This is a genomic window from Agrobacterium sp. SUL3, assembly GCF_001263295.1.
Taxonomy (GTDB): Bacteria; Pseudomonadota; Alphaproteobacteria; order Rhizobiales; family Rhizobiaceae; genus Agrobacterium; species Agrobacterium tomkonis.
On the sequence record NZ_KQ414510.1, the window covers coordinates 48,121 to 73,564 of the forward strand.

Annotated in this window: 24 protein-coding genes and 1 tRNA gene; 11 read left to right on the top strand and 14 right to left on the bottom strand. The window is 59.5% G+C overall.

The window, feature by feature from the left end; genetic code table 11:
- Nucleotides 1-173: 173 nt before the first annotated feature.
- The 8 genes from AKG12_RS20705 to AKG12_RS20745 form a co-directional block, all read right to left on the bottom strand.
- Nucleotides 174-974 (bottom strand): phosphodiesterase, encoded by an 801-nt coding sequence (locus AKG12_RS20705; protein ID WP_052820265.1) that lies wholly within the window; start codon nucleotides 972-974, stop codon nucleotides 174-176.
- Nucleotides 975-1,037: 63 nt separating this feature from the next.
- Nucleotides 1,038-2,330 (bottom strand): ABC transporter substrate-binding protein, encoded by a 1,293-nt coding sequence (locus tag AKG12_RS20710; protein WP_046799372.1) that lies wholly within the window; start codon nucleotides 2,328-2,330, stop codon nucleotides 1,038-1,040.
- Between the two features lie 41 nt (nucleotides 2,331-2,371).
- The gene (locus tag AKG12_RS20715) at nucleotides 2,372-3,193 is read right to left on the bottom strand and encodes a carbohydrate ABC transporter permease (protein ID WP_046799371.1); all 822 of its coding nucleotides are present in this window, start codon (nucleotides 3,191-3,193) and stop codon (nucleotides 2,372-2,374) included.
- On the bottom strand, nucleotides 3,193-4,119 hold the full coding sequence (locus tag AKG12_RS20720; protein ID WP_052820266.1) for a carbohydrate ABC transporter permease: 927 nt from the start codon (nucleotides 4,117-4,119) through the stop codon (nucleotides 3,193-3,195). Before AKG12_RS20720 ends, AKG12_RS20715 begins: the two co-directional genes overlap by 1 nt.
- Nucleotides 4,116-5,261 carry an ABC transporter ATP-binding protein gene (locus AKG12_RS20725; RefSeq protein WP_052820267.1) on the bottom strand — a complete coding sequence of 382 codons (1,146 nt, stop codon included), beginning with the start codon at nucleotides 5,259-5,261 and terminating at the stop codon, nucleotides 4,116-4,118. The genes AKG12_RS20720 and AKG12_RS20725 overlap by 4 nt, the downstream gene beginning before the upstream one ends.
- Before the next feature lie 539 nt (nucleotides 5,262-5,800).
- Nucleotides 5,801-5,877 (bottom strand) — tRNA-Arg (locus tag AKG12_RS20730).
- A gap of 217 nt (nucleotides 5,878-6,094) precedes the next feature.
- On the bottom strand, nucleotides 6,095-7,513 hold the full coding sequence (locus tag AKG12_RS20740) for a sensor histidine kinase (protein ID WP_052820269.1): 1,419 nt from the start codon (nucleotides 7,511-7,513) through the stop codon (nucleotides 6,095-6,097).
- A 250-nt stretch (nucleotides 7,514-7,763) separates the two neighbouring features.
- A complete protein-coding gene (locus AKG12_RS20745) occupies nucleotides 7,764-9,791 on the bottom strand; it encodes a methyl-accepting chemotaxis protein (RefSeq protein WP_052820270.1) in 2,028 nt (675 codons plus the stop codon).
- 352 nt (nucleotides 9,792-10,143) lie between these two features.
- On the opposite strand from AKG12_RS20745, the gene rpmH reads away from it, so the two are divergent.
- The 4 genes from rpmH to yihA are packed head-to-tail and all read left to right on the top strand — an operon-like array spanning nucleotide 10,144 to nucleotide 13,150.
- A complete protein-coding gene (rpmH, locus tag AKG12_RS20750; protein ID WP_003493611.1) occupies nucleotides 10,144-10,281 on the top strand; it encodes a 50S ribosomal protein L34 in 138 nt (45 codons plus the stop codon).
- 36 nt (nucleotides 10,282-10,317) lie between these two features.
- Nucleotides 10,318-10,701 carry a ribonuclease P protein component gene (gene rnpA, locus AKG12_RS20755; RefSeq protein WP_052820271.1) on the top strand — a complete coding sequence of 128 codons (384 nt, stop codon included), beginning with the start codon at nucleotides 10,318-10,320 and terminating at the stop codon, nucleotides 10,699-10,701.
- Entirely contained in the window at nucleotides 10,701-12,500 is a 1,800-nt protein-coding gene (yidC, locus tag AKG12_RS20760) for a membrane protein insertase YidC (protein WP_052820272.1), read from the top strand. The genes rnpA and yidC overlap by 1 nt, the downstream gene beginning before the upstream one ends.
- Complete coding sequence (gene yihA, locus AKG12_RS20765) at nucleotides 12,497-13,150, top strand: ribosome biogenesis GTP-binding protein YihA/YsxC (protein ID WP_046799364.1); 654 nt, start codon at nucleotides 12,497-12,499, stop codon at nucleotides 13,148-13,150. Before yidC ends, yihA begins: the two co-directional genes overlap by 4 nt.
- Nucleotides 13,151-13,169: 19 nt before the next feature.
- Here yihA and AKG12_RS20770 read toward each other — a convergent pair whose 3' ends face one another.
- The gene (locus tag AKG12_RS20770) at nucleotides 13,170-13,547 is read right to left on the bottom strand and encodes a hypothetical protein (protein WP_052820273.1); all 378 of its coding nucleotides are present in this window, start codon (nucleotides 13,545-13,547) and stop codon (nucleotides 13,170-13,172) included.
- 357 nt (nucleotides 13,548-13,904) lie between these two features.
- Here AKG12_RS20770 and argB point away from each other — a divergent pair, with 357 nt between their 5' ends.
- The gene (argB, locus tag AKG12_RS20775; protein ID WP_052820274.1) at nucleotides 13,905-14,789 is read left to right on the top strand and encodes an acetylglutamate kinase; all 885 of its coding nucleotides are present in this window, start codon (nucleotides 13,905-13,907) and stop codon (nucleotides 14,787-14,789) included.
- A gap of 48 nt (nucleotides 14,790-14,837) precedes the next feature.
- Here the strand turns inward: argB and AKG12_RS20780 are convergent, their stop codons facing one another.
- Nucleotides 14,838-15,755 carry an EamA family transporter gene (locus AKG12_RS20780; protein WP_052820275.1) on the bottom strand — a complete coding sequence of 306 codons (918 nt, stop codon included), beginning with the start codon at nucleotides 15,753-15,755 and terminating at the stop codon, nucleotides 14,838-14,840.
- Between the two features lie 105 nt (nucleotides 15,756-15,860).
- Here AKG12_RS20780 and AKG12_RS20785 point away from each other — a divergent pair, with 105 nt between their 5' ends.
- Both AKG12_RS20785 and AKG12_RS20790 read left to right on the top strand, forming a co-directional pair.
- Nucleotides 15,861-16,574, top strand: coding sequence for a pyrimidine 5'-nucleotidase (locus AKG12_RS20785; RefSeq protein ID WP_046799360.1), 714 nt, complete (start codon nucleotides 15,861-15,863; stop codon nucleotides 16,572-16,574).
- 126 nt (nucleotides 16,575-16,700) lie between these two features.
- A complete protein-coding gene (locus tag AKG12_RS20790) occupies nucleotides 16,701-17,291 on the top strand; it encodes an EF-hand domain-containing protein (RefSeq protein WP_498757965.1) in 591 nt (196 codons plus the stop codon).
- 41 nt (nucleotides 17,292-17,332) lie between these two features.
- Here the strand turns inward: AKG12_RS20790 and AKG12_RS20795 are convergent, their stop codons facing one another.
- Complete coding sequence (locus AKG12_RS20795) at nucleotides 17,333-17,590, bottom strand: BQ00720 family protein (RefSeq protein ID WP_003493591.1); 258 nt, start codon at nucleotides 17,588-17,590, stop codon at nucleotides 17,333-17,335.
- 56 nt (nucleotides 17,591-17,646) lie between these two features.
- Complete coding sequence (locus AKG12_RS20800; protein WP_046799358.1) at nucleotides 17,647-18,072, bottom strand: Hsp20 family protein; 426 nt, start codon at nucleotides 18,070-18,072, stop codon at nucleotides 17,647-17,649.
- A gap of 206 nt (nucleotides 18,073-18,278) precedes the next feature.
- Between AKG12_RS20800 and AKG12_RS20805 the strand changes: the two genes are divergently transcribed.
- Nucleotides 18,279-19,223, top strand: coding sequence for a nucleoside hydrolase (locus tag AKG12_RS20805; RefSeq protein WP_046799457.1), 945 nt, complete (start codon nucleotides 18,279-18,281; stop codon nucleotides 19,221-19,223).
- Between the two features lie 71 nt (nucleotides 19,224-19,294).
- Here AKG12_RS20805 and AKG12_RS20810 read toward each other — a convergent pair whose 3' ends face one another.
- Both AKG12_RS20810 and AKG12_RS20815 read right to left on the bottom strand, forming a co-directional pair.
- Nucleotides 19,295-21,628 (bottom strand): methyl-accepting chemotaxis protein, encoded by a 2,334-nt coding sequence (locus tag AKG12_RS20810; RefSeq protein ID WP_052820308.1) that lies wholly within the window; start codon nucleotides 21,626-21,628, stop codon nucleotides 19,295-19,297.
- A 165-nt stretch (nucleotides 21,629-21,793) separates the two neighbouring features.
- Complete coding sequence (locus AKG12_RS20815) at nucleotides 21,794-22,660, bottom strand: LOG family protein (RefSeq protein ID WP_404801030.1); 867 nt, start codon at nucleotides 22,658-22,660, stop codon at nucleotides 21,794-21,796.
- 137 nt (nucleotides 22,661-22,797) lie between these two features.
- Between AKG12_RS20815 and dapD the strand changes: the two genes are divergently transcribed.
- From dapD to AKG12_RS20830, 3 genes are read left to right on the top strand one after another with little or no spacing between them, the layout of a single operon-like run.
- The gene (gene dapD, locus AKG12_RS20820) at nucleotides 22,798-23,652 is read left to right on the top strand and encodes a 2,3,4,5-tetrahydropyridine-2,6-dicarboxylate N-succinyltransferase (RefSeq protein ID WP_046799357.1); all 855 of its coding nucleotides are present in this window, start codon (nucleotides 22,798-22,800) and stop codon (nucleotides 23,650-23,652) included.
- A gap of 14 nt (nucleotides 23,653-23,666) precedes the next feature.
- Entirely contained in the window at nucleotides 23,667-24,863 is a 1,197-nt protein-coding gene (gene dapE, locus AKG12_RS20825; protein ID WP_052820277.1) for a succinyl-diaminopimelate desuccinylase, read from the top strand.
- Nucleotides 24,847-25,443, top strand: a complete 597-nt coding sequence (locus tag AKG12_RS20830) for a hypothetical protein (protein ID WP_052820278.1) — start codon at nucleotides 24,847-24,849, stop codon at nucleotides 25,441-25,443. Before dapE ends, AKG12_RS20830 begins: the two co-directional genes overlap by 17 nt.
- The last annotated feature ends 1 nt before the right edge of the window (nucleotide 25,444 follow it).

Genomic DNA, 25,444 nt, shown 5'->3' on the forward strand with positions numbered 1-25,444 from the left:
TAGTCCATCAAATCTCGCTCAGGAAACCGCAAGTGGTGCATCGGCGCTACAGGCCGCGGGGTCTTCGCGACATCGCCGCCTCGCCAATCGGAGAGCTTCCGTAGCATCGTATCGGCGGCGAAATATGATGAGGCGGGCAACCGCCCCGTCATATCGCCAAAAATCGCCCGTGATCAGGGGCCTTTACAGATGGGTGCCTGACCGAGGACAACCTGCCCCACTTCTGCATCATAGGCGCGCAGACCAAATGCACCTATCGTGATGACCCGGTAACAGGGGTTGCCACCCGTCCAAAGTGGATCGAGAACATCGATATCGGTAATGAAACGATGCGCGCAGGCCTGACCGGAACTGTAGGCTATGCCTTCGGCAGTGGTGCCCGCCATTGGCACATGGATGTGGCCAAAGATGATATGACGTATACCGCCCGGATGAGCCGCGAGGCGGCGCATGATGGCGCCATCATCATGCATGCCGATATGTTCGAAATGGCGGATGCCGCAATCCATCGGCGGGTGGTGGATGAAAACCGTCACCGGCAGTTCGCCTGCGCTTTCCAGCGCACTCTCCAACCATGCCAGACGATCCGCGCCATACCTGCCGCCGATGACATCGGCTTCGTGGCTGTCGAGAAACAGCAGGCGGCCGAATTCGGTATCGATGAATGACTGGATATAGCCATTGTCGTCGCGCGGCTGTTCCGGGAAAGCTGCAACGAATTCCGGACGTCGGTCGTGGTTGCCAAGCATCAGCCGCACGGGGACGGAGACGGGCGCGAGAATATCGCGCAGCAGTTCATAGGCTTCCGGCTCGCCGTAGTTGCAAAGATCGCCCGTCATGACAAGAAGATCGGCGTCGGCATGTTTTTCGACAATATCGGCCACCGCCGCGCGCAGCTGCTTTTCCGGATCGACGCCGTTTACAGCGATGCCGGGCGGTACGAGATGGGTGTCGGTGATCTGGATGATCTTCATAACAGGTCTTTCTGCGCAAAATGGCTGCGGGAACGGATTTCCCCGCAGCCTCTTTCTGGTGGCTTATTTCAGCAGGGCGTTGGTCTGTTCGACAACCTGCTTGAGACCGGCTTCCGGCGTCACCTCACCGCGCATGACGGTGCCGATGATGTCGCGCTGGGTGCGCCAGATGCGGACGGAATCACCACCCGGATAACCGGCCCAGGGCAGCGAACGGTCGGCCTGAAGCGAAGCGGTCTTCACATTCGGGTTCTCGACATAATAGGGAGCGAGGAAGTCCGGACCGGTTGCCAGCTTGTTGGTCGGCAGGTAACCGGTGATGCGAACGATGGTGTTCTGCGCTTCCGGACCGGTGATCCACTTCAGATATTTCCAGGCAGCGTCCTGCTTGGCTTTTTCCTGCGTCAGGATAACGGCAGAGTTGCCGCCGGTCGGCACGCCGCCCTTTTCCTTGTTGTCGAGCGGGAAGGTCGCCGTCTTCAGCTTGAAGCGGTCGCCAACCAGACCCTGGATCGTCTGAACGTGAGCCGGGGTCGAGAAGATGAAGCCGGTGAGGCCTGCACCGAACTGCTGGCGCGACTGGTCCCAGTCGAGCAGGTTCTGGCCACCTTCGGTGACGAACTGGCGGGCCATCTTCAGGGCGTTGAGACCGATCTCATTGTCGAACGCAACGGTCTTGGTCTTTTCGTCAACGAGCTTACCACCCTGTTCGAAGACCAGCGCCTGCCACAACCAGTCATCCGGCCAGCCGTTGATGTCGTAGCTCATGCCGGCAAACTTGGCATCGAGAGCCTTGATCTTCTTGGCGAGAGCGATGAGTTCCGGGAAGGTCGTCGGCATCTTGTCCGGGTCGCCGCCAGCCTTGGTGACGAGGTCGGCGTTGATGTAGATGATCGGCGAAGACGCGTTGACCGGCAGGCCGTATTGCTTGCCGTCGATCTGGCCGAGAGCGGCCATCTTCGGGCTGTAGTTCTTGTCGAGGAAGGCCTGACCGCCTTCAGCCTGGATGAACGGGCCGAGATCGGTGATCTGGTTGCGCGGTGCGAGCGTGTGCACCAGTTCCGCCGTCAGGTTGTAACCCGAGAAATAAACATCGGGCAGATTGCCAGTGACGGCAGAGCGCAGAACCTGCTGCTGGCCTTCGTTGTAACCGGCGGCCGGGGCGAGGAAGTTGATCTTCACGTCCGGGTTCTTCTTCATGAATTCATCGGCCAGCGGCTGATGGAACTTGGTGAAGCCCGGCAGGTTGTAGAGAACGTTCAGCGTGATTTCATTGGCCAGAGCCGGCTGCGCAAGGCCTGCAAAAGCCATGCCGAGGGCCAGACCGCTCACCACAGCGCGTCGGTTGAGTTTCATATCAGTCTCCAGAGAGGTTGGGAGGAGGAGTGTGAACGGCGTCACTTGACGCCGGTCATGGTAATACCGGCGATGAAGTGCCGCCGTGCGAGGAGGAAGCACAGCACCATCGGCGCGGTAATCAGTGTGGCGCCCGCCATAAGCGCACCGTAATTGGCGCCGGATTCGACGTCGGCAAAAAACATCATGCCGAGCGGCGGCGGGGCGAGATTGGTGTCGGAAACCACGATCATCGGCCAATAAAGGTCGTTCCAGTGGGCGACGAGCGAGAAGACCGAGAAAGCGGCGAGCGAAGGCAGCGAGCCGCGCAGGACGAGCCCCCAGCAAATTTCCATTTCCGAAAAACCATCCATGCGTGCCGCCTCGATGATTTCATCCGGGTAGCTGCGGAAGGACTGGTTGAACAGGAAGATTGCGAAGACCGAGAGGAAGAACGGCATCATCATTGCGAAATAGGTGTTGAGGAGCTGCGTTTTCGCCAGCCCGACGAAAAGCGGCAGCGCCAGCGCCTGAATGGGCACGCAGAGCGCCGCGATGACGAGGCCCAGGAGCAGCTTGCGGCCCGGAAACCTGAGCTTCGCCAGTGCATAGGCCGCCGGAACCGAGGTCAGAACCTGAACAATGAGGATGCCGACGCAGACGATGACGCCGTTCAGCATGAAGCGCGCCATCGGCACCTGTCCCGCAGCCCGGGCATAGTTTTCCACCGCGTCGAATTTTTCCGGGATCGGCCAGAGCGAGACGTTGAATATTTCCGCCGGTGAGCGGATCGACGTCAGCATCATCCAGTAAAACGGCAGGAGCATCACGAATGCGCCGAGCGCCAGGACCAGATGCGGGAAATATTTGCGGAGAGCGCCCATCAGTAATGCACCTTCCGGTCCATATGCAGCGTCTGGCCTATCGACAGCACCAGCACGATTGCGAGGAAGATAATGGTCAGCGCCGCCGCATAACCGGTGTTGGAATATTCGAAACCCTCAAGATAAAGATCGAACAGCAGGGTTTCCGAACCGAAGCGGCCCTTGGTCAACACGGCGACCGTCTCGAATACCTTGAAGGCCGAGATGGAGGTGGTGACCACCACGAACATGGTCGTCGGCCCAAGCATCGGCCATGTCACCGTCAGGAACCGGTCTATGGGGTTCTTTGCACCGTCTAGCCGCGCCGCCTCATGCAGATCCTTCGAAATGGCGGTAAGGCCGGCAAGGAACAGCACCATGTTGAAGCCCAGAACCTGCCAGATGCCGATCAGCGCCATGGTGGGAATGAGGAGGACGGGATTGGAAAGGAAGGCGACGGGTTCGAAACCCAGCCATTTGATCGCGGCATTCACCGGGCCGAGCGAAGGGTGCAGCAGGAATTGCCACACGGTCGCCATGGCGACGAGGGTTGCGGTGACGGGAAGAAAATAGGCGACTTCCCAGAAGGCACGGCTGCGCTTGCGATTATAGACGAGCAGGGCCACGCCAAGCGCCAGAAACACGCCGAAGGGGATGACGATGACCGCGTAGATGGCGGTATTCGTCAACGCACGCAGGAAAACCGGGTCCTGAAATGCTTTTACGAAATTGCCGAGGCCGACGAAGCGCGTGGAGAGCGCGCCGAGCTGGTAATCCGTTACGGAAAACCCGGCGAGAACCAGCATCGGAACAATATAGATGGCCAGAAGCAGCAGGCTTGCGGGGGCGGCAAACATCAGGCCGCGCCAGATCATCCGCCGGTCCGCCTTGGACAGGCGTGGACGGGATTTGGCACGCGCGGTCATGGAAGCATCAACAACCGTCATGCCGGCACCCGTTCACGCACCGTCGTCTTGCGGCGCAGGCCATCGGCGGCAAAAAGATGAGCGCTTTCCGGGGTAAAACCGAGGTTCAGCACGCCATGCGCATCGGCCTCCAGTGCCTCGCCCGCACCCTGACGCAGGGTAATGGCAACCGTCTCGTCGCTGAGAAGACGGCAGCTGACGAAGCGATCCGCCCCGTGGGTTTCGCTGCGGACCACGCGCACAGCAAAACCTTCGGCACCCGGACGCAGATCTTCGGCGCGCAGGCCGAGGGTCGCGGGGCCAGCGTCGCGACCTGCCGTGTCGATGCCCAGATCACGACCGAAAGCGGTGATCTTGCCGAGCGTATCGATTTCGACCGGCAGCAGGTTGATGGAAGGCGTGCCGATAAAGCGAGCGACGGTCAGCGTTGCAGGCTTCCGGTAAAGCTCATCCGGCGTACCGAGCTGCTCGATCCGGCCTTCCGACATCAAGGCGATGCGGTCGGACATGGTCATGGCTTCGATCTGGTCGTGGGTGACGTAGATGAAGGTTGCACCCAGCCGCCGATGCAGCCCGGCCAGCTCCTCGCGCATATGGGCGCGAAGCTTGGCATCAAGGTTGGAAAGCGGCTCGTCCATCAGGAATGCGGCAGGCGAGCGCACCAGCGCCCGGGCGAGCGCAACACGCTGGCGCTGGCCACCGGAAAGCTGCGCCGGCTTGCGGTCCAGCAGATGCGCGATCTGCAGGGTCTCGGCCGCCTGTTCGACGGCGGCGTCGATATCGCGCAACGTTTCGGCCGGCGCCATCATGCGTCCGATCAGCGGCAGACGCGCGGCAAACGGCAGACGCCGCATACGCAGCGGCGTCGCGATGTTCTGGCGGACATTCATATGGGGGTAAAGCGCGTAGGACTGAAAAACCATCGCCAGATTGCGGTCGCTCGGATCAATCTCCGTCACGTCCTGCCCGCCGATCGATACCGAACCGCGATCCGGTGTCTCCAGCCCGGCAATGATGCGCAGCAGCGTGGACTTGCCGCAGCCAGACATGCCGACGAGGGACAAAAATTCCCCGGGACGGATGGAGAGATCGATCTCTTTCAGAACATCGTCAGCCCCGAAGCCTTTGCCGATTCCTGAAAGCTCAAGTGATTGTGGCGTCATTCTGCGCTCCTTTTCTGGAGCGCATATGCTTATATTGTATGACAATATGACGAAGGTTTGCGGAAAGTTCGGTGACATCAAAAAGCCAGGCAAACCCGGCTCACCGCCAAGCGTTGTAATACGGGCTTTCACCAAAACCACTAATATGTAGGGGTTTATTCCCAAATATGCGAAGCTGGCATTTCTCGGCTTAAAACCGCCTTGGAGCACACAGCTCCTAAAGCCATGGCGAGAATCACAAGCGACCTCATTTTGGCTAGAATCTCGCCGCTGCCATGCCGCACCTCAATTGCAGAGGCGGCGCAGTCGTGATGTCTCGAAATCGAACCCGCAAACGTGTCCGCGTCCAACATGACTTTTACTCTGAGCCATCTGGTGACCCAGAGACTTCGGCACATATTCGAGTGATTCGAAGTTTGTTGGGCGCGCGGAGCCTCGTCGCCGATTGGCAGCGCTCATGCGGGCCAAACTATTCGGATGAGGCCGCGCCACAACAACGATTGACTTGGGTCTTATCTAAAGTTTCATGGGAAGAGAAATGGCGCACCCGAAGAGATTCGAACTCCTGACCCCCAGATTCGTAGTCTGGTGCTCTATCCAGCTGAGCTACGGGTGCGTGCCGTTCCGGTCGTTTCCGGTGGCGTGGCGATCCTCTAAAACGTCCTCATTCCGATTGCAAGCGATTTCGTTTCGAAATTGTCATTTTTCCGCAGCAATTCATTTATCTCATTGATTACAAAAGAAATTCCATAGAGACCGTTTTCGAAGCGGTGCACACTGCCCTTTTTCCAGCGGGCGCGCCGATGACTGAGGGCCGTTGGCTCAGGGAATTTTCAGGCGGTTCTGGCCGCCTGCACAGTGGCGGCGCGGTCAGTGATCTCGATGCGGAACTGCGTGCCTGGGCCGGGCTTCTCGACAAGTGCTATGGTGCCGCCATGGGCAAGCACCAGTTCGCGGGCGATGACGAGGCCGAGGCCCGTGCCGCCGGAGCGGGCCGATCCGCGGAAAGCGGAAAACAGGTTCTCTTTTGCCTTGCGCGGCATTCCTGGCCCGTTGTCGTCGATGACGATGCTGACGACGTTGCCGGCCCTTTGAGCAGCAATGGACAGATGTCGCGGCACGGTATTTGTCGCATCCGATTGCAGTGCCTGAACGGCGTTGCGACAGAGATTGTGGATCACCCGGAACAGCTGCTCGGCATCCGCGTCAACAGTCAGATCGCCGGGCACGCTGTCATGAAACTCGATGCCGCTTTCCGGCTCAAGCGCCAGAATATCGCGCACATCCCGAACCAGAAGGCTTAAATGGACCGTCTTGCGTTTTGGGGCGCCCTCCGTTGCCTGCCCATAGGCCAGAACTTCACCCGTATAGGCCACGGCGCGGTCGATGGTGCGCAGCAGTTTCGGAGCGAAACTGCGGACCATCGGATCCTTGGCATCCACCAGCCGGTCCGACATGAGCTGCGCGGATGAAAGGATGTTGCGCATGTCGTGGTTGATCTTCGAAACGGCGAGGCCGAGATCAACGAGGTTCTTCTGTTGCCTGAGCGTTTTCTGCAGTTCCGTCTGCATGTCGGCGAGGTGACGTCCCGCAACCGCCAGTTCATCGGTGCCTTCTTCCGGCACGAAGATACGCTCCGGATTGCCGGGGTCTTCCGAGAAATGCTGCATGCCGAGCGTCAGCCGGCGTATGGGCCGGATCATGATGCGGTTGATGGAGATAAAGATGAGGCCGGCGGTGATGAGTGACAGGACGATAGAGATCAGGAACACATTGCGCGCATAAGCGAGCATGGCTGCCCGCAGCTTGTTTTCGCCGAGCACCAGCTCGATGATGGTGTCACTGTCGCCGACGACATCGAAAACGCGGATGATGCGGTTGCCGCCGAACAGCAATGTGGAAAACGCATCCCGAACCGCCGCCAGCTGTGAGACATCGGAAAGATCATATTGCTCGTCCACCCCGGGCGGCGTTTCCGCCACCGCGAGCAGGCGCGACGTGCCGTCCTTGCGCAGCGCGATAAGCTTTGCCCCGGTTGCCATCAGCGTGTCGTTCTGCACGCTTCGTGGCAATTCGGCCTGCAAGCCGTCAATCACCGCGCCGGCGGCAGCCGCCGTGTTCAGGCGGTCACGCAGCCATGACAGACGCATATTGGCGACGGAAGGCACAAAGATCAGTACTTCGGCGATCATCACGAAAATGACCGTGAGCAACAGCAGGCGCCCCGAAAGACCAGCGGTCAATCCCGGCATGCAGTGCACCGGATTGTCCTCCGTGCGGTCCAAGCTGTCTACGCCTTTAGATAACACCTGGCCCTGATCCTATGCGCGCCGCCGCTTCGGTTGAACGGCTCGGTTTATATGCACGCATGATAATAGGACCTAACTGACATTTTTCCAATGCACTGCAAAATAAACGTTTTCATCGGCGCAAAAAACAAACGCCGCCCGAAGGCGGCGTTTTACGGATAGCGGGTCTCACGAGAAACACAGATCGGCTTTCTCAGAACTCCTGCCAGTCGCCATGCGCCGGTGTGGCGGCCGGCTGGGCATTGAGGGCGCGGCTGACGCTGTTCATCAATTTGCGGGCCGGAGAAGCGACAGCCGCCGCTCTGCCGGATACCGCCACGGGTCGCATCGGCTGCTCGATCCGCGTGTGGTGCGGAGCATCCTCAGCGCCAACCTTGAAGCGCGACACCAGCGTCACGAGATGTCCCGCTTCATTGCTCAGCTTGTGGGTTGCGGCCGACGTTTCTTCCACCATGGCGGCATTGCGCTGCGTTACCTGATCCATCTGGTTGATCGCCGTATTGACCTCGTGCAAGCCGGTGGACTGTTCCCGCGCTGCAGTGGCAATCGAATGGATGTGGTCATTGATCGCGAGAACACGGGTCTCGATCTCGTTCAACGCGCTACCGGTTTTCTGCACCAGCGATACGCCGCGTCCCACTTCCTGCCCGGATTTGGTGATCAGCGCCTTGATGTCCTTTGCGGCGGTGGCGGAACGCTGCGCCAGTTCGCGCACTTCCTGGGCGACGACGGCGAAACCCTTGCCCGCCTCGCCGGCGCGGGCAGCTTCCACGCCCGCATTCAGCGCCAGAAGGTTGGTCTGGAAGGCGATCTCGTCAATGACGTTGATGATCTGGCTGATTTCACGGGAAGCGTGCTCGATGCGATCCATGGCGGAGACGGCATCGCGCACGACACTGGCGGATTCTTCCGTCTTCTGCTTGGTCTCGGCCACCATGGTGCTGGCTTCCTGCGCACGATCAGTGGAATTGCGAACGACGGCGGTGATCTCGTCCAGCGCGGCGGACGTCTCTTCCAGCGCGGCGGCCTGCTGTTCCGTCCGCTTCGACAGATCGTCGGCCGCCGAGCGCAATTCGTTTGCGTTGCCGCTGATGCCTTCCGTGCTGCTGCGCACCTCGCGCATCGTTTCCCGCAGCTTGGACAGCGTCTGGTTGACGTTGGCCTGGAGTTCGGCAAACACGCCGCGGAACTCACCGTCCATCTTTTCCGTCAGATCGCCGCGTGCCAGACTTTCGATGACGCGGCTGGTCTCGGAGACGCCATTATCTACCCCGGTGAGCAGCGCGTTGATCGTTGCAGCGAAACGGTTGAGGTTTTCGTCACCGTAATCCTTGTTGATGCGGCGGCTGAAATCGCCTCCCGCAGCCGCATCGACGACGATGGCCATGCCGGCCTGAAGATCGTCGCTCTTGGCGCGCATGGCGGTTTCCTGGGCGTTCATGCGGCGCACTTCGCGGCCGTTCTTCTTGAAGACTTCAACGGCCGCCGCCATTTCACCGATCTCGTCGTTCTGGCCGAGATAAGGCACATCCGCGTCCAGATTTCCGTCAGCCACGGCGTTCATCACTTCCGAAACCCTGCGGATGGGCGCGCTCAGCTGCCGGGCTCCAATATAAAGACCGAAGGCCGCGCCGGCCAATATGCCGCTGCCGGTGACGATGATGACCAGCCAGAATGTCGTCGTTACAAAACCGTCGATGCCGGCCTTGACGGCCTCAAGTTCGGCAATGTCATTCTTTACGACTGCATCGATTTCCGCCTGATAGGCTTTGCGGTTGGCCCGGTTCGCGTCGTTGTTGCCCTGCAGGTTGGCCGCCTGCGGGCTGGCCTCGCGGGCAAGCCGCGCGGTTTCCAGGCGGAACGCCTTGAATTCCTTGAAGCGGTTGGAGAGGTTATCAAAGGCCGACTTCTGTTCCGCCGGAACGAGAGGGGTCCATGTGCCGATCAGCTTTTCCATGGCGTCAAGGTTCTTGACGATGCCATCCGCGAAGGGTGCGGCCTTTGCGATATCGGGGGCAGCGTAAACCCCGCGCGCCTCCATCACAACCGCGGTGACCAGCCGGTTGAGCGCCTCGCCCTTATAGGCGCGCTCTGCCGCCTTTTCATATGCGACCGTACGCACCCGGAATTCGCTGACCGCATAGATGGACAGTCCACCGATAGTACAGGCCACGAGGCTCATCAGCCCGACAAGAAGATTGATACGACCGCGAATTCTCAATTTCGTTCCCCCAACACAAGCCAGCCGCACGACGGAAAACAGGAAGCTGGCATAACTTTTCGCATCACAACATTTATCAATGCTGCGTTAAGAAAGAATTTCGGATTTTACCGATTGCCCGTTGGAATCAATCTCTATTGGCAGTCGGCGAAGGAGATGGCGGTGCGTTTTCCGCAAAAGGTGAACCGCGAAAACCCCTTCGGCAATTGACTTTGTTCGGCCTATGCCCTTATAAGCCGCGCACGCTCGGCCATTGAAAGCTCGCCCAGGCGGGGTTAGCCGTGCAAAAAACGAAACGCTCTTGCAAATAATTGCAAATTCAAGAAGGGCCGCACACCGCGGTATTAAATAAATGTCGAAGCGTACCTACCAACCGTCCAAGCTTGTTCGCAAGCGTCGTCATGGTTTCCGTGCCCGCATGGCTACCGCTGGCGGCCGCAAGGTTCTCGCAGCCCGCCGTGCGCGCGGCCGCGCACGTCTGTCGGCTTAATTGCCGAGCCTGTGGCCCGATGAAAGTCGCGGGCACATGAGCGAGACTAAAAAACACCCCGGCCGGCTTAAAAACCGGTCGGAGTTTCTTGCCGTTCAGGCAGGGGAAAAACGACGGGGAGGCACCTTTCTTCTGGAAGTGCTTGATCGGAAGACCCCGGAAACCGAACCACGGGTCGGTTTTACCGTAACAAAAAAACAAGGCAACGCGGTCGAGCGAAATCGCATGCGCCGCCGTCTCAAGGAAGCCGTCAGGCTTTCTGCCGGGGTCGCAATGAAGCCCGGTCATGACTATGTGATTGTCGCCCGCAGGGACGTGCTCAATACGGCCTTCCCGAAACTTCAGTCTCTCCTTACCGAGCGCATTGAAGGAACGGCGAAACCGAAACGGTCCCAGGAGACCCGCTCCAGGAAAGAATGATGGAAAAGAACCGCAATTACTTCATCGCGATAGCCCTTTCGGTTGTCATCGTCCTCGCCTGGCAATTCCTTTACATGAATCCGCGCATCGAGCAGCAGCGCCGCGCCGAAGAGGCCCGCCAGGCGCAGCAGCAGACGACGCAGCAACAGCCGGCACCCGGTGCCGCACCCGGCGCAACCGTAGAAGGCGCACCGCCCGCATCCTCCACGCAGGCCGCCGCCACGGCGACCCGGGAAGAAGCGATCGCCAAGACCCAGCGCGTCGCCATCGACACCAACGCCATTGCCGGTTCGATCAACCTGACCGGCGCCCGCTTCGATGACATCCGGCTCAAGGGCTACCATGAGACCGTCGATGACTCGAGCCCGATCATCACACTGTTTTCGCCCTCCGATACCAAGGACGGTTACTTCACCGAGCTTGGTTACGTCGGCGCTGCGGAAGTCGGCGGCGTTCCCGGCCCGACGACGGTCTGGACGCTTGCGAGCGGCGACAAGCTGACGGAAACCACACCCGTCACGCTCACCTATACCAACGAAAAGGGCGTCGTTTTCTCCCGTACGGTGTCGATCGACCCACATTACATGATCTCGGTCGCCGACAAGGTCGAGAACCCCGGCCAGGCGGCTATTTCCTTTGCCACCTACGGCCGCGTGACGCGCAACAACAAGCCGGCGATCCCGCCCGTCTTCGTTATCCATGAAGGCTTTCTCGGTGTCTCCGGCAAAGACGGCAGCCTGACGGAAGAGAAATACAAGGACGTTGAAGAGGCGCCGGTAACGGTTGCCAAGGCGACCGGCGGCTGGCTCGGCATCACCGACAAATACTGGGCCGCGGCCATCGTTCCGCCGCAGACGACGCCGTTTGAAACCCGCTATTCGCATATCACGGGCAATCAGCCGAGCTATCAGGCCGATTTCAAGAGCGACACGATGACGGTCGAACCCGGCCAGTCCATCGAGCTGAAGAGCCTCGTCTTCGCCGGCGCCAAGGAAGTGCCGCTGGTTGACCGTTATGAAACCGAATATTCCATTCCGAAGTTCGACCTTCTGATCGACTGGGGCTGGTTCTACTTCATCACCAAGCCGATGTTCAAAATGATGGATTTCTTCTTCCGTTATTTCGGCAATTTCGGCGTGGCGATCCTGCTCACCACCATCGTCGTCAAGGCGCTCTTCTTCCCGCTGGCCAGCAAGCAATATGCTTCCATGGCGAACATGAAGCGCGTACAGCCGAAGATGGAAGAGCTGAAGGCCAAGCATGGCGATGACCGCATGGCCATGCAGCAGGCGATGATGCAGCTCTACAAGGAAGAGAAGATCAACCCTGTGGCCGGCTGCTGGCCGATGCTGTTGCAGATCCCGGTGTTCTTCGCGCTCTACAAGGTCATCTACGTCACCATCGAAATGCGGCATGCACCGTTCTTCGGCTGGATCCATGACCTTTCCGCGCCCGACCCGACATCGCTGTTCAACCTGTTCGGCCTTCTGCCCTACGACGTGCCGCACTTCCTGATGATCGGCGTCTGGCCGTTGATCATGGGCATCACGATGTTCCTGCAGATGCGCATGAACCCGACGCCGCCCGATCCGACACAGGCGATGATCTTCACCTGGATGCCGCTGATCTTCACCTTCATGCTGGCTTCCTTCCCGGCTGGTCTGGTCATCTACTGGGCGTGGAACAACACGCTGTCGATCTCCCAGCAGGCCCTCATCATGAAGCGTCACGGCGCCAAGATCGAACTGTTCGATAATCTCAAAGGGCTGTTCAAGCGAAAGCCGGTGCAATCGAAATGAGTGAAACCGGCCCGGCAACCGAAAAGCCCCTTTTCGGGCGACCCTGGATATTCATTCGCGGCGTTCCCGCGATGAAATTCCTGCCGCCCGAAGGTCCGCCGGAGATTGCTTTTGCCGGACGTTCGAATGTTGGCAAGTCCTCGCTCATCAATGCATTGGTGGGCCACAAGGGACTTGCCCGCACCTCCAACACGCCCGGCCGCACGCAGGAACTGAACTATTTCGTTCCGGAAGGTTATTCCGGCGAGCCGGGCGACCTGCCGCCGATGGCGCTGGTTGACATGCCCGGTTATGGCTATGCGCAGGCACCAAAGGACCATGTCGATGCCTGGACGAAGCTCGTCTTCGACTATCTGCGTGGCCGCGCGACACTGAAGCGCGTTTACGTGCTGATCGATTCCCGCCATGGCATAAAGAAGAACGACGAAGAGGTACTGAGCCTGCTCGACAAGGCGGCTGTTTCCTATCAGGTCGTGCTGACGAAGACGGACAAGATCAAGGACGTCGGTGTTCCCCGACTGATCGGCGAGACGCTGGAGAAAATCCGCAAACGCCCCGCCGCCTATCCTGAAGTTCTCGCCACGTCGTCGGAAAAATCCTTCGGGCTGGACAGCCTGCGCGCCGAGATCGTCAGAACCGTCTCGCTGTAAGAGGCTTCCGCCCTTATCCTCAGGCGATGGTAAAAAGCAGAACGGCGGTCCACAGCATCGCCGTCAATGCCAGAAGCCGCCAGAAACGCACCGAATGCCAGACCTCCAGAAGCATGGCGGCGAACATGCTGCCATTGCGCAGAGGCTGGCTTTTGAAAGGCAGGCCTGATCGGGTTGGATCCCTTTCAAGCAGCGCAGCGACCGTCGCCTTTTCCCGATACTCGGTTTCCGCCAGATTATCCCGCCAGCGCCTGACCATGGCGGCGAACTGGCGGTCGCGTTTGACGCGTTTGGCAAGCTCCGCCATGCTTTCCGGCGGCAGGGCACCCAGCACATATTCGCCTGCGAGCACTTCGTCCCGCAAACCGCTTTGCTTGTCTCGATCCTGTGCCGTCATAGGTCTTCAAACTCCTCGGTCGTCCGGGCAGCATCGTTTCACGATGCGCGACACGTCCCTGTCGCCCTGCTGAATAACCCCTCCCCTGCTGCGAACAAGGCTGGTCCGATTGGTGCTTTATGTCAATCTTATTACGCGTTTTGCGCCGCTCAAAAACGGAATTTTACCAGGGGCAGACACAATAAGGCCCGGAGGTTATTTCATTCGTCAAAAGCAGACATCCGCCTGTCCTTGCAAACGTGCCGGCATGTCCAATCCATGCATCCTGCACTGCAAAAATCGATTCCGATTTCTGCACCGATGCTGTAGAGCGATGAAAGGCTCTTTTGGGCCGCAACCACAGACCGAGGTTTTTCCATGACTTCTTCCGAAAGCGAAACTCAGGCGCGGCTGCTTGCACAGGCTCTGCCCTTCATGCAGAAATATGAGAACAAGACCATCGTGGTAAAATATGGTGGTCACGCCATGGGGGATTCGACACTCGGCAAGGCTTTCGCGGAAGATATCGCCCTGTTGAAGCAGTCCGGCATCAACCCCATCGTCGTGCATGGCGGCGGCCCGCAGATCGGCGCGATGCTGACGAAGATGGGTATCGAATCGAAATTCGAGGGCGGCCTTCGCGTCACCGACGCCAAGACGGTCGAGATCGTCGAAATGGTTCTGGCCGGTTCGATCAACAAGGAAATCGTCGCGCTCATCAACCAGACGGGCGAATGGGCTATCGGCCTTTGCGGCAAGGACGGCAACATGGTCTTCGCCGAAAAGGCGAAAAAGACCGTCATCGATCCCGATAGCAATATCGAGCGTGTTCTCGATCTTGGTTTTGTCGGTGAAGTCGTGGAAGTCGACCGAACACTGCTCGATCTGCTCGCCAAGTCCGAGATGATCCCGGTCATCGCCCCCGTCGCTCCCGGCCGCGATGGCGCCACCTACAACATCAACGCCGACACCTTTGCAGGCGCCATTGCCGGCGCGCTCAATGCGACGCGGCTTTTGTTCCTGACCGACGTGCCGGGCGTTCTCGATCGCAACAAGGAACTCATCAAGGAATTGACGGTTTCCCAGGCACGCGCGCTCATCAAGGATGGCACGATTTCCGGCGGCATGATTCCGAAAGTCGAGACCTGCATCGAGGCCATCAAGGCCGGCGTGCAGGGCGTGGTGATCCTCAATGGCAAGACCCCGCATTCCGTGCTTCTGGAAATATTCACGGAAGGTGCCGGCACGCTGATCGTGCCCTGATGCGATTTAATGTGGCGGACGGCCAGCCTGTCCGCCACAGACGACGTTTCAGCCGAACACCAGAAGCGACAAGACCCCGACGACAATTAACAGGCAGCCGGAAAGTTCGAGCCTGTTGATCTTCTCCTTGAAGAACAGCACGGTCGAGGCGAAGGCAAAAAGCATTTCCACCTGCGCCAGCGCCTTGACCACGGCGGCCTGCTGCAAGGTCATCGCGGTGAACCAGCCGAAAGACGCCGTGGCGCCCACGAAACCGACAGCAAGCGACGGTTTCCACGCCTTTGCGATGCGCCGCAGCTCGTCCCTCTGCCGCCAAACGATCCACAAGAACATCGACACTGTCTGCATCACGATAACGATGACGAGGGTATAGCCCGCCTGAACCACCGCATCCGGCGTCGGCAGGCTGGGCGCGAGCGCCAGTGACGCCGAACGATAGGCAACCGATGACAGGCCGAAAAATGCACCCGAAGCGAGCCCGATACCGGCGGTACGGCTGAAGATGGAGGTGAGAATGGAAGCAGGCGTCACTTCCGTACGGGCCACCGAAATCAGCATGACTCCGGCCACCGAAACCGCAATGGCCGCTAATGTGCCGCCATTGACACTTTCCCCGATGAAAATGAGCGCAAACAGCGCAGCCTGCGCCGGCTCGGTGCGGGAATAGGCCGTGCCGACCGCGAAGTTGCGGAAGGAAAACAGGTGTACCAGCAGGAAAGTTGCGGCGATCTGCGCCATGGCCCCGACCGTCGCCCACACGGCGAAAGACATGTTCGGCACCGGCAGCGGCCGGCCTAGCCCAAAATGCAGAAAGGCGAGATAGGCAAGAGCAAAGGGCATTCCGAACACGAAGCGCACAAAGGTTGCGCCCGTGGTGCCCATCATGCCCTTGAGGTGCTTTTGCAGGGTCGAGCGCAGGTTCTGCAAGAACGCGCTTGCAAAGGTTATGCCTATCCAGAGTTCCATGGTTTGGCGGTATCATGCGCTGCAGGCCCCAGCCAAGCCCGATTTTCTCGCCAATCGTCGTCTTTTCGATTTTCTTCGGCATTCGAAACGGGCATAAAGCAGGCCATGGACACAAAGCCGAAAAACCTGCCGGATGCCGCCGATTTCGCCCATGTGAGCGAATGGGTCTTCGATCTCGACAACACGCTCTATCCGCATCACGTCAATCTGTTTTCACAGATCGACCGCAACATGACGGCCTATGTGGCGGAGCTTTTAAAGCTCGATCCCGAAGAAGCCCGTGTGCTGCAGAAGCGTTATTACCATGATCATGGCACCACGCTTCAGGGGCTGATGATCAATTACGGCATCAGCCCGGACGAGTTTCTGGAACGCGCGCATGCCATCGATTATTCGGCGCTGAAACCCCATCCGGAACTCGGCGAGGCGATCAAGGCGCTGCCAGGCCGCAAGTTCATACTGACCAATGGCAGCGTCAAGCATGCGCAGGCGGCCGCCGGCGCTCTCGGCATTCTCGACCAGTTCGAGGATATTTTCGATATCGTCGCTGCCGGTTATCTGCCGAAGCCGGCCAGCGCGACCTATGAGAAATTCGCAGCACTTGCGAAACTCGACACGAAAAAAGCAGCCATGTTTGAAGACCTGCCGCGCAATCTTGCGGCACCCAAGGCGCTCGGCATGAAAACCGTGTTGCTCGTTCCCTCCAATCTCGAGGGTGTCATCATGGAGCGCTGGGAAATTCCCGTCGAGACCGATGCGCATATCGACTACATCACCGACAATCTGACCGGCTTCCTGACGCGAACCATCGCCGGCTGACCGCGATAGCCGAGTTACGTCGCAACATTACCGAAGCTTCATCCACCTTACCGATGTTTAAGTGGTGAGGTTCGGTTGAGATCATTATCTTTTCTTCAGGGACACCAAAGAAAGGTAATGACGATGATGACCACGCGAAAAATCGCCCTCTCTGCTCTTGGCGCAGCCCTTGTGCTCAGCACGGCCGCAACGGCGAGTTTCGCCGCACCCGGCAAAGGCCATAAGGATCGCATGCCGATCCGCCAGGAAGCTGCCTTCGTTCACCTCCTGAAGGTTGCCGATACCAACAAGGACGGCAAGATTTCGAAGGAAGAATTCGCCACACGACAGGAAGCGCTTTTTACCGAGATCGACAAGGATAAGGACGGTTCGATCACGCCGAAGGAAATGCGCGAATATCGCCAGGCGAAAATGGAAGCTTTCCGCGCCGCCAATCCGCGCCCCGAGCGTGAGGACGCCAAAGCCGAAGAGGGCAAAGGCCCCGAGGGCAAGCGCGCCGAACGCGAACATGGCGGACGTCCTGGTCATCAGGGCTGGGGCAAGCATGGTGGCAAGGGTGCGGGCCTGGGGATGATCCGCTGGGCCGATACCGACGAGAACGGTCAGGTCAGCAAGGCCGAATTCACCGCAGCCGGCGAGAAAATGTTCGAGCGGCTGGACAAGAACAAGGACGGCGTCATTTCGATCGACGATATGCCGGACCGCCCGTTCCTTTGATCCATCAAGGAAAAAGCCCGCTCAAAAGCGGGCTTTTTTATTCAATGCAGGCTGACGGTCTTGAGATCGTCTTCCGCAGCCTTGAAAAACGTACTTGAGCGGTTGTCGGTCAGGAGGATCGGCGTACCATCCGCACCAAACAGCGCCCAGAGATCCAGTTGCGGATCGAGATCAGGCGCTTCCGGGAAACAGCGGCTTACGTCTTCCGCACGGATCTTGCGGATATATCCCACTTCTCCCTCGCCGATATGGGCGAGCTGGGATCGGGTGAGACGCGCATGCGCTTCTTTTAAAAGCATATTTCAGCCTCCTTCTTCACGCCGAGCGATTCATGTCCGATTCCGGCGTTCACGTTCTACTCTGAGACGGAAATATTAATTTTCTTTACCACGTTCGAAATTTCAGGCCGCACCAGATCGATGGAAAGAAGGCCGTTGCGCATGCGCGCTTCCCTGACCTGCATGCCATCGGCAAGCACGAAGACCCGTTGGAACTGGCGCGCTGCGATGCCCCTATAAAGGAAATCCCGCTTTTCCTGCTCCTGCTGGCGACCGCGAATGACAAGCTGGTTGTCGGCTGTCGTCACATCCAGATCATCCTGCGAAAACCCGGCAACAGCGATGGTGATGCGCAGGCGCTCCGGCACGTCTTCGGCCCCGGGCAGGCGTTCGATGTTATAGGGAGGATAGCCGTCATTGGCCTTCGCCATGCGCTCCAGCGTTTTTTCCATGGCATCAAAACCCAGCAAAAGCGGGTGGGTGAATGGCGTCATGCGGCTCATATCTTTTCTGTCCTTGCAACCAAGCGACGTTTTGCGGTCCCGCTTCCGGCAACCTTGCCGGTCAATCGTACCGGCTGAAACAATATGGGAAGCCAAACCGCGATGCGCAAGACGCGAGACCGGCGCGAAGGGGGCGCCGAGGAATGAGCTTGACAAGTGAGCATCCGCCGCTCGAAAAAAGCGCTCATCTCAACGGCGGGCAAGACATGGCAGAACGCAGAAAAATCATCATCGACACCGATCCGGGCCAGGACGACGCGGCGGCAATCATGCTCGCTTTCGCAAGCCCTGAAGAAATCGACATTCTCGGATTGTGCGCCGTCGCCGGCAACGTCCCGCTGAAACTAACCAGCCGCAACATCCGCATCATCTGCGAATTGTGCGGCCGCACCGATATTCCCGTCTATGAGGGCGCAGAGAAGCCGCTGGTGCGCAAACCCATCACTGCCGAGCATGTTCACGGCAGCACCGGTCTCGACGGCCCTGTTCTCGATGAGCCGACGATGGAGGCGCAGAAGCAGCATGCGGTCGATTTCATCATCGAAACGCTGATGCGAGAGCCCGCGGGCACGGTGACGCTCTGCACGCTCGGCGCGCTCACCAATGTAGCGCTGGCGCTCCTGAAAGCGCCTGAGATCGCCGACCGCATCAAGGAACTGGTGATGATGGGCGGCGGCTTCTTCGAGGGCGGCAACATCACGCCCGCGGCCGAATTCAACATCTATGTGGATCCGCAGGCTGCCGATATCGTCTTCCGTGCCGGCATTCCTGTTGTCATGATGCCGCTGGACGTCACCCATAAGCTCCTGACCACCAAGGCGCGGGTCAGCCGTATTCGCGACATCGGCACGCGCCCGGCCATCGCCATGGCGGAAATGCTGGAATTCTTCGAACGTTTCGACATCGAGAAATACGGTTCGGACGGCGGCCCGCTGCACGATCCGTCCGTCATTGCCTATCTCATCAGACCCGAGCTGTTTCAGGGTCGCGAGTGCAACGTCGAAATCGAGGCCACTTCCGAACTGACCATGGGCATGACGGTGGTTGACTGGTGGCACGTGACCGAACGCGCCGCCAATGCCCGTGTCATGCGCACTGTGGATGCGGACGGGTTCTTCGAATTGCTGACGGAACGTTTTGCCCGGCTCTGACCGTAACGCAGACATGAAAAAGGCCGCTGGCGATATGCCGGCGGCCTTTTTATTTGAAGCGGGAAAACCCGTCAGAATTCCGTCCAGTCATCCTGCGCCAGTGCGTTTGCACCGCTGGTTCTTGGACGTGGACGCGATGCTGTCGAGCGGGCTGTGGCTGCGGCCGGAGCCGAAGGTGCACGCATTGCAGCAGCCGCGGAGCGCAATTGCTGGCTGGGTTGGCCACCGGACACGGCGAAACCGGCGACAAGCGATTTCAGCGTTTCGGCCTCGCCGTTCAGCGTCACGCTGGCCGCGGTGGTTTCTTCCACCATCGCCGCATTCTGCTGGGTGACCTGATCCATCTGGGTAACGGCAGAATTGATTTCCTTGAGACCTACCGCCTGTTCGCTGGCGGAAGCGGAAATCTGCCGTATCAGCTGGTTGATCTGCAAAACCTGATCAGCGATGTTCTTCATCGTCTCGCCGGCCTTGCCCACCAGCTGGACGCCCTCGCCCACCTGGGTGGCCGATGTGTTGATCAGTCCCTTGATCTCCTTGGCAGCGGTTGCAGACCGTTGCGCCAGTTCTCGCACTTCCTGTGCAACGACCGCAAAGCCCTTGCCGGCATCACCCGCGCGGGCCGCTTCCACACCGGCATTCAGCGCCAGAAGATTGGTCTGGAAGGCGATTTCATCAATCACGCCGATGATGCGGGAAATTTCCGCCGAGGATTGCGCAATACCCTGCATGGAGTTGACGGCCTGCTGCACGACCTCGCCCGACTTGCCGGCGTCATCGCAGGCATGGCTGACGGCACCGGCGGCCTGCGCGGCATTTTCCGCGCTGGAATTAACCTGTGCGGTCAGCTGGTTGAGGGCGGCGGCGGTTTCTTCCAGACTTGCGGCCTGCTGTTCGGTACGGTGCGAAAGATCACTGGCGGCGCGGGTGATCTCACCGGTGCCATTGCCGATGGTGACAACCGTCGCATTGACGGTGGAGACGGTTTCCTCGAGGCTTGCGAGCGCCGAGTTGAAATCACTGCGCAGCTTCGCATAGTCGCCCGGGAACTCATCCTCGATCCGGTAGGTCAGATTGCCCTGCGAAAGCGCGTTGAGCCCGGAGCCAAGCACGCTGACGATGTGTTGCTGCACGCGGCTGTTTTCCGTGCGCTCGGATTCCGACCGCTGACGCGCCGTTTCCGCATTGCCACGCTGGACAGCGGCGTCCGCCTCCATTTCACGGATGCCGGCGAGTTTTGCGCGGAAGCCTTCCAGCGCGGTGGCCACAGCCCCCGTTTCATCCCGGCGGTCCTGCCCGGACACCGGTTCATCGTAACGGCCTTCGCTAAGCGTCCGCACATCCGAGACCAACGAGGCGAGCGGGTTGCCGACGAAATGACGCACGGCGAAATAAAGCGCGGTGATGACTGCGGCGAGAATGACGAGCGCACCGATGATCATCATATAGGTCTGCTCTTCCACCGGCGCGTTCAGCGCCTGGTGCGGAATATCCACCAGAACCACCCAGGTGGCATTGAGGCCGGGGACCGCAAAGGGATAGACGAGGCGGTTATAGGGCGCGTCGGTATCGAGGCCGAGGTTTTCGATCAGGCCCTGCTTGCCGGAAGCGAGCGCCGCTTGAACGGCGCTGGCGCCGTCTCCGTCATAGGCCTTCATGTTCTGCTCGGGCGTCGGCGGCACCAGCCATTGGCCGCCCTGCGACACGAGCGTCACGCGGCCGGTCTCGAAAGGACGCAGCGCCTGCAGCTTCTGCGACAGCGAGGCCAGCGAAATATCGACGCCGGCAACGCCAATCATCTTGCCGTCCGACATGACGGGATAGGCAAGCGAGGTCATGGTGGTGGGCACTTCCGTACCCTGCGCCAGATATGGCTGGGTGATGGCGCCCTTGCCCGTCTTGGCGGCGAGCGCCCACCATTCAGCGGCGTAGTCATTATCGAAAGTCGAGAACTGGATGTCACCCTTCTGGGTCTTCGACCAATAGGGGGCGAAGACGCCATTTTTATTGGTGCCGAGATCGAGCCTGTCGGCAATCTCCGTGCTCTGTCCGTCGAAAAGGCCGAGCTGCTCGCAGAACCAGCTTCCGAAAGCGAAAGCATTCTGCTCGACATTGGCCTTGAGGATGTTGACGATGCCAGGACGATCCATCGATTTCGCCTGATGCGCACGGCCGATGACACCGGCCATGGAACGCGCGGCGCTGCCGAGTTCGCCGACGTCGGCGGCGATGACGTTGGCGATGGCGCGCGCCTCGGTATTGGCCTGATCCATGGTCAGCGCGTGGACACGGTCGCTGGTCTGGGAAATGAGGAAGGAATTCGATGCGACAAGAACCGTGGTGATGGCACAGCCGGTCACGAGGATAAGCTTGGTCGCAAGCGACTTCACTTTGAAATTGAACATTTTGGCCTCGATCAAATCGTCTGCCGGGAGGCTGACGTCAACGGATGATAAATCTCCGTCATGGAGGCCCGTCCGCATGGACAGTGCGCTGCAGCGCGACGTGGCAAAATTAGAGTATGTTTGCTAATTAAGCCCTAAAATTTACTTCGTCGCGCCAAGCAAAAATCAGTGTTCGTAATAGGCCGAGATGATGTCCCATGCATCGTCAGCCGTTTCGGCGAAATGAAGCAATTCCATATCTTCCGGGGCGATGGTGCCGAAATCCGCCAGGAATTCGAAATTGACCACCGAGCGCCAGAATTTCTCGCCGAACAGGATGAGCGGAATGGGTGCCATGCGCTTGGTCTGGATAAGCGTCAGCGTCTCGAAGAGCTCATCGAGCGTACCGAAACCACCGGGGAAGATCACCACGGCCTTCGCCCGCATCAGGAAATGCATCTTGCGGATGGCGAAATAGTGGAAATTGAAGCTCAATTCCGGCGTGACATAGGGGTTGGGCGCCTGTTCATGCGGTAGAACGATGTTGAGACCGATCGACGGGCCGCCCACATCGGCAGCACCACGATTACCCGCTTCCATCACGCCGGGACCGCCGCCAGTGACCACGACATATTCGAGATGATCGGATTTCGCGGCATAATCGGTGCATAGCCGGGCGAACTTGCGCGCCTCATCGTAATAGACCGAGGATTGCTCCAGGTTGCGCTTCTGCGTCTCGTTACGCGCCGCCCAGGCCTCGCCACCGGGTTCGGGAATGCGGGCGCCGCCGAACATGACGACGGTGGATTTGATGCCGCGCTCGGTGAGCGCCATTTCCGTCTTCAGAAGTTCCAATTGAAGCCTGACGGGACGCAATTCCTCACGGCAGAGGAAATCCATGTCCACATAGGCAAGCCGGTAGGACGGGGAATCCGATTGCGGTGTCTTGGGAACGACCTCGGCCTGCTGCTTGTCCGCAGAGCTGCGCTTCAAAGGGTCCCATACCCCATCCTTACGCCGCAATTTGCCATTTTTCAGTCGTGTCATTTCCATGCCTTTCGTCTGACGCGCCAAATCACCCAAATCACATTGACGCCTTTCCAACACTCCCTTAGATCAAATGGCCAAAGCCTTCCAGCGGCGCGGGACCAGCCGTGACCACGACCACACGCGACTTTAAGGAATTTTCCATGAGCCTTACGGATCTCACCTCCCTCGAAACCATCATCGAAACCGCCTTCGACAACCGCGATGGCGTGAACGTATCGACGAAGGGCGAGGTTCGCGATGCGGTGAACACATCTCTTCAACTTCTCGATAGCGGCAAGGCGCGCGTGGCTGAAAAGCAGGCGGATGGCAACTGGAAGGTGAACCAGTGGCTGAAAAAGGCCGTGCTCCTCTCCTTCCGCCTGAACGACATGGAGATCGTGACCGGTGGACCGGGTGAATCCACCTGGTGGGACAAGGTGCCTTCGAAATTCGAAAACTGGGGTGAAAACCAGTTCCGTGCCGCCGGTTTCCGCGCCGTGCCGAACGCCGTCGTGCGACGCTCCGCCTATGTCGCCAAGAACGTCGTGCTGATGCCCTCCTTCGTCAATCTCGGCGCTTATGTCGATGAAGGCACGATGGTCGACACCTGGGCAACCGTCGGCTCCTGCGCGCAGATCGGCAAGAATGTGCACCTTTCCGGCGGCGTCGGCATTGGCGGCGTTCTGGAGCCGCTTCAGGCCGGCCCGACCATCATCGAGGATAATTGCTTCATCGGCGCCCGCTCGGAAGTCGTCGAAGGCTGCATCGTGCGCGAAGGCGCCGTTCTCGGCATGGGCGTGTTCATCGGCAAGTCGACCAAGATCGTCGACCGCGCTACCGGCGAAATCACCTATGGCGAAGTTCCGCCCTATTCCGTCGTCGTTGCCGGCACCATGCCGGGCAAGCCTTTCCCGAACGGCGAGCCGGGCCCGAGCCTCTATTGCGCCGTCATCGTCAAGCGCGTCGATGAAAAGACCCGCTCCAAGACCGGCATCAACGAGCTTCTGCGCGACTGATAAAAGCGACTGATATGACCACGACCGATCCCGTTGCCAATCTCGCCGCCCTCATCCGTTGCCCATCGGTGACGCCTGCGGAAGGCGGTGCGCTTTCCCTGCTCGACACCCTGCTTTCACCGCTTGGCTTTGCGGTTGAGAAGATGGTGGCGCGCGAGGCGGGAACGCCTGATGTGGAAAACCTCTATGCCCGGCTCGGCACGGAGGGTCCGCATCTGATGTTTGCGGGCCATACGGATGTCGTTCCTGTGGGTGACGAAGCCGCGTGGAGCCATCCGCCCTTTTCGGCAGAGATTGCCGGCGGGGAAATGTACGGTCGGGGTGCGGTGGACATGAAGGGCGGCATCGCCTGTTTTGTCGCCGCCATTGCCCGCCATATCGAAAAACATGGCAAACCGCAGGGCTCCGTTTCCTTCCTGATCACCGGCGATGAGGAAGGCCCGTCGATCAACGGCACCTCCAAGCTTCTGGAATGGGCGGCCGGCAAAGGCGAAACATGGGATGCCTGCGTGGTGGGCGAACCGACCAATCCCGACCAGCTGGGCGACATGATCAAGATCGGTCGCCGCGGATCGCTTTCCGGCCGGATCACCGTCCATGGCGTTCAGGGCCATGCCGCCTATCCGCATCTCGCCGACAACCCCATTCGTGGGCTGCTGCAGCTCACCCATGCGCTGATGCACCCGCCATTCGATCACGGCACGGATAATTTCCAGCCATCCAATCTGGAAGTCACGACCGTCGATACGGGCAATGTCGCTACCAATGTCATCCCCGCACGGGCGACGGCGTCCTTCAACATTCGTTTCAACGATACCTGGACAGTGGAAAGCCTGCGGACGGAAATCATCCGCCGTCTGGATGCCGCCGCAGCCGAAGGCGAGCTTCGCCCTGACCGCAGTCCGGTCAAATATGAGATCGTCTGGGCGGACCGACCGGCTCACGTTTTTCTGACGCGCAACAATGCGCTCATCTCGTCGCTCTCAGGCGCGGTTGAGGCCGTTACCGGTCAGGAACCCAAGCTCTCGACCACCGGCGGCACCTCGGATGCCCGCTTCATCAAGGATTATTGCCCGGTGGTGGAGTTCGGTCTCGTCGGACAAACGATGCATATGGTCGATGAGCGCGTGGCGGTTGCCGATCTCGAGACACTGACGCGTATCTACGAAACCTTTATCGAACGCTGGTTCGCCCATGCCGACGGCAAGTGAGATAAGGCTTTATCTGAAGGGCCTGTGGCTGCTGCTGCTCGGCGACCATACCGGTGCGCGCTATCTGGACCTGTCCGAGCGTGGCATGTGGCGCTCCTTCTATTCCGCCCTCTGGTGCCTGCCCGCCATGCTGGTGTCCTGGCTGTGGCTGCGCGCGGCCTTCCTTGCCGGTTATCCGCCGGGTACCGAAACCGGGCTGATCTTCTTTTTCCGTCTGGCAATGGTCGAAGCCATCTGCTGGATCGTGCCGCTGCTGTTGATCGGAATTCTACTCTTCGCTTTCGGCGCACGCGAAAAATTCGCGCCACTGGTCACCACCATGAACTGGCTGTCGCTGCCATTTTCTTACGCCTATGCGGCTCTGATCCTGATCGCGTTCTTCCTGCCGCCCCTGCAGGGGCTGATCGCCATTCTGTGGCTGGCACTGCTCCTGTCGCTGGTCTTCGCTTTTTCGCGGATCGTGCGGTTCTTCATCCGTGACCAGTCGCTGCTCGTCTCGGCCATCGTCATGACGCTGCTGGTGCCGGGCATGCTTCTCTCGGAGGCGCTGCAGCGTTTTCTTGGCGTCTACCCCGCCTAGC

What these genes read in the sequence shown, in the direction of transcription:
- AKG12_RS20705 (WP_052820265.1), bottom strand. Translation starts at nt 974, where the DNA reads ATGAAGATCATCCAGATCACCGACACCCATCTCGTACCGCCCGGCATC.
- AKG12_RS20710 (WP_046799372.1), bottom strand. Translation starts at nt 2,330, where the DNA reads ATGAAACTCAACCGACGCGCTGTGGTGAGCGGTCTGGCCCTCGGCATG.
- AKG12_RS20715 (WP_046799371.1), bottom strand. Translation starts at nt 3,193, where the DNA reads ATGGGCGCTCTCCGCAAATATTTCCCGCATCTGGTCCTGGCGCTCGGC.
- AKG12_RS20720 (WP_052820266.1), bottom strand. Translation starts at nt 4,119, where the DNA reads ATGACGGTTGTTGATGCTTCCATGACCGCGCGTGCCAAATCCCGTCCA.
- AKG12_RS20725 (WP_052820267.1), bottom strand. Translation starts at nt 5,261, where the DNA reads ATGACGCCACAATCACTTGAGCTTTCAGGAATCGGCAAAGGCTTCGGG.
- AKG12_RS20740 (WP_052820269.1), bottom strand. Translation starts at nt 7,513, where the DNA reads ATGCCGGGATTGACCGCTGGTCTTTCGGGGCGCCTGCTGTTGCTCACG.
- rpmH (WP_003493611.1), top strand. Translation starts at nt 10,144, where the DNA reads ATGTCGAAGCGTACCTACCAACCGTCCAAGCTTGTTCGCAAGCGTCGT.
- rnpA (WP_052820271.1), top strand. Translation starts at nt 10,318, where the DNA reads ATGAGCGAGACTAAAAAACACCCCGGCCGGCTTAAAAACCGGTCGGAG.
- yidC (WP_052820272.1), top strand. Translation starts at nt 10,701, where the DNA reads ATGGAAAAGAACCGCAATTACTTCATCGCGATAGCCCTTTCGGTTGTC.
- yihA (WP_046799364.1), top strand. Translation starts at nt 12,497, where the DNA reads ATGAGTGAAACCGGCCCGGCAACCGAAAAGCCCCTTTTCGGGCGACCC.
- AKG12_RS20770 (WP_052820273.1), bottom strand. Translation starts at nt 13,547, where the DNA reads ATGACGGCACAGGATCGAGACAAGCAAAGCGGTTTGCGGGACGAAGTG.
- argB (WP_052820274.1), top strand. Translation starts at nt 13,905, where the DNA reads ATGACTTCTTCCGAAAGCGAAACTCAGGCGCGGCTGCTTGCACAGGCT.
- AKG12_RS20780 (WP_052820275.1), bottom strand. Translation starts at nt 15,755, where the DNA reads ATGGAACTCTGGATAGGCATAACCTTTGCAAGCGCGTTCTTGCAGAAC.
- AKG12_RS20785 (WP_046799360.1), top strand. Translation starts at nt 15,861, where the DNA reads ATGGACACAAAGCCGAAAAACCTGCCGGATGCCGCCGATTTCGCCCAT.
- AKG12_RS20790 (WP_498757965.1), top strand. Translation starts at nt 16,701, where the DNA reads ATGACCACGCGAAAAATCGCCCTCTCTGCTCTTGGCGCAGCCCTTGTG.
- AKG12_RS20795 (WP_003493591.1), bottom strand. Translation starts at nt 17,590, where the DNA reads ATGCTTTTAAAAGAAGCGCATGCGCGTCTCACCCGATCCCAGCTCGCC.
- AKG12_RS20800 (WP_046799358.1), bottom strand. Translation starts at nt 18,072, where the DNA reads ATGAGCCGCATGACGCCATTCACCCACCCGCTTTTGCTGGGTTTTGAT.
- AKG12_RS20805 (WP_046799457.1), top strand. Translation starts at nt 18,279, where the DNA reads ATGGCAGAACGCAGAAAAATCATCATCGACACCGATCCGGGCCAGGAC.
- AKG12_RS20810 (WP_052820308.1), bottom strand. Translation starts at nt 21,628, where the DNA reads ATGTTCAATTTCAAAGTGAAGTCGCTTGCGACCAAGCTTATCCTCGTG.
- AKG12_RS20815 (WP_404801030.1), bottom strand. Translation starts at nt 22,660, where the DNA reads ATGGAAATGACACGACTGAAAAATGGCAAATTGCGGCGTAAGGATGGG.
- dapD (WP_046799357.1), top strand. Translation starts at nt 22,798, where the DNA reads ATGAGCCTTACGGATCTCACCTCCCTCGAAACCATCATCGAAACCGCC.
- dapE (WP_052820277.1), top strand. Translation starts at nt 23,667, where the DNA reads ATGACCACGACCGATCCCGTTGCCAATCTCGCCGCCCTCATCCGTTGC.
- AKG12_RS20830 (WP_052820278.1), top strand. Translation starts at nt 24,847, where the DNA reads ATGCCGACGGCAAGTGAGATAAGGCTTTATCTGAAGGGCCTGTGGCTG.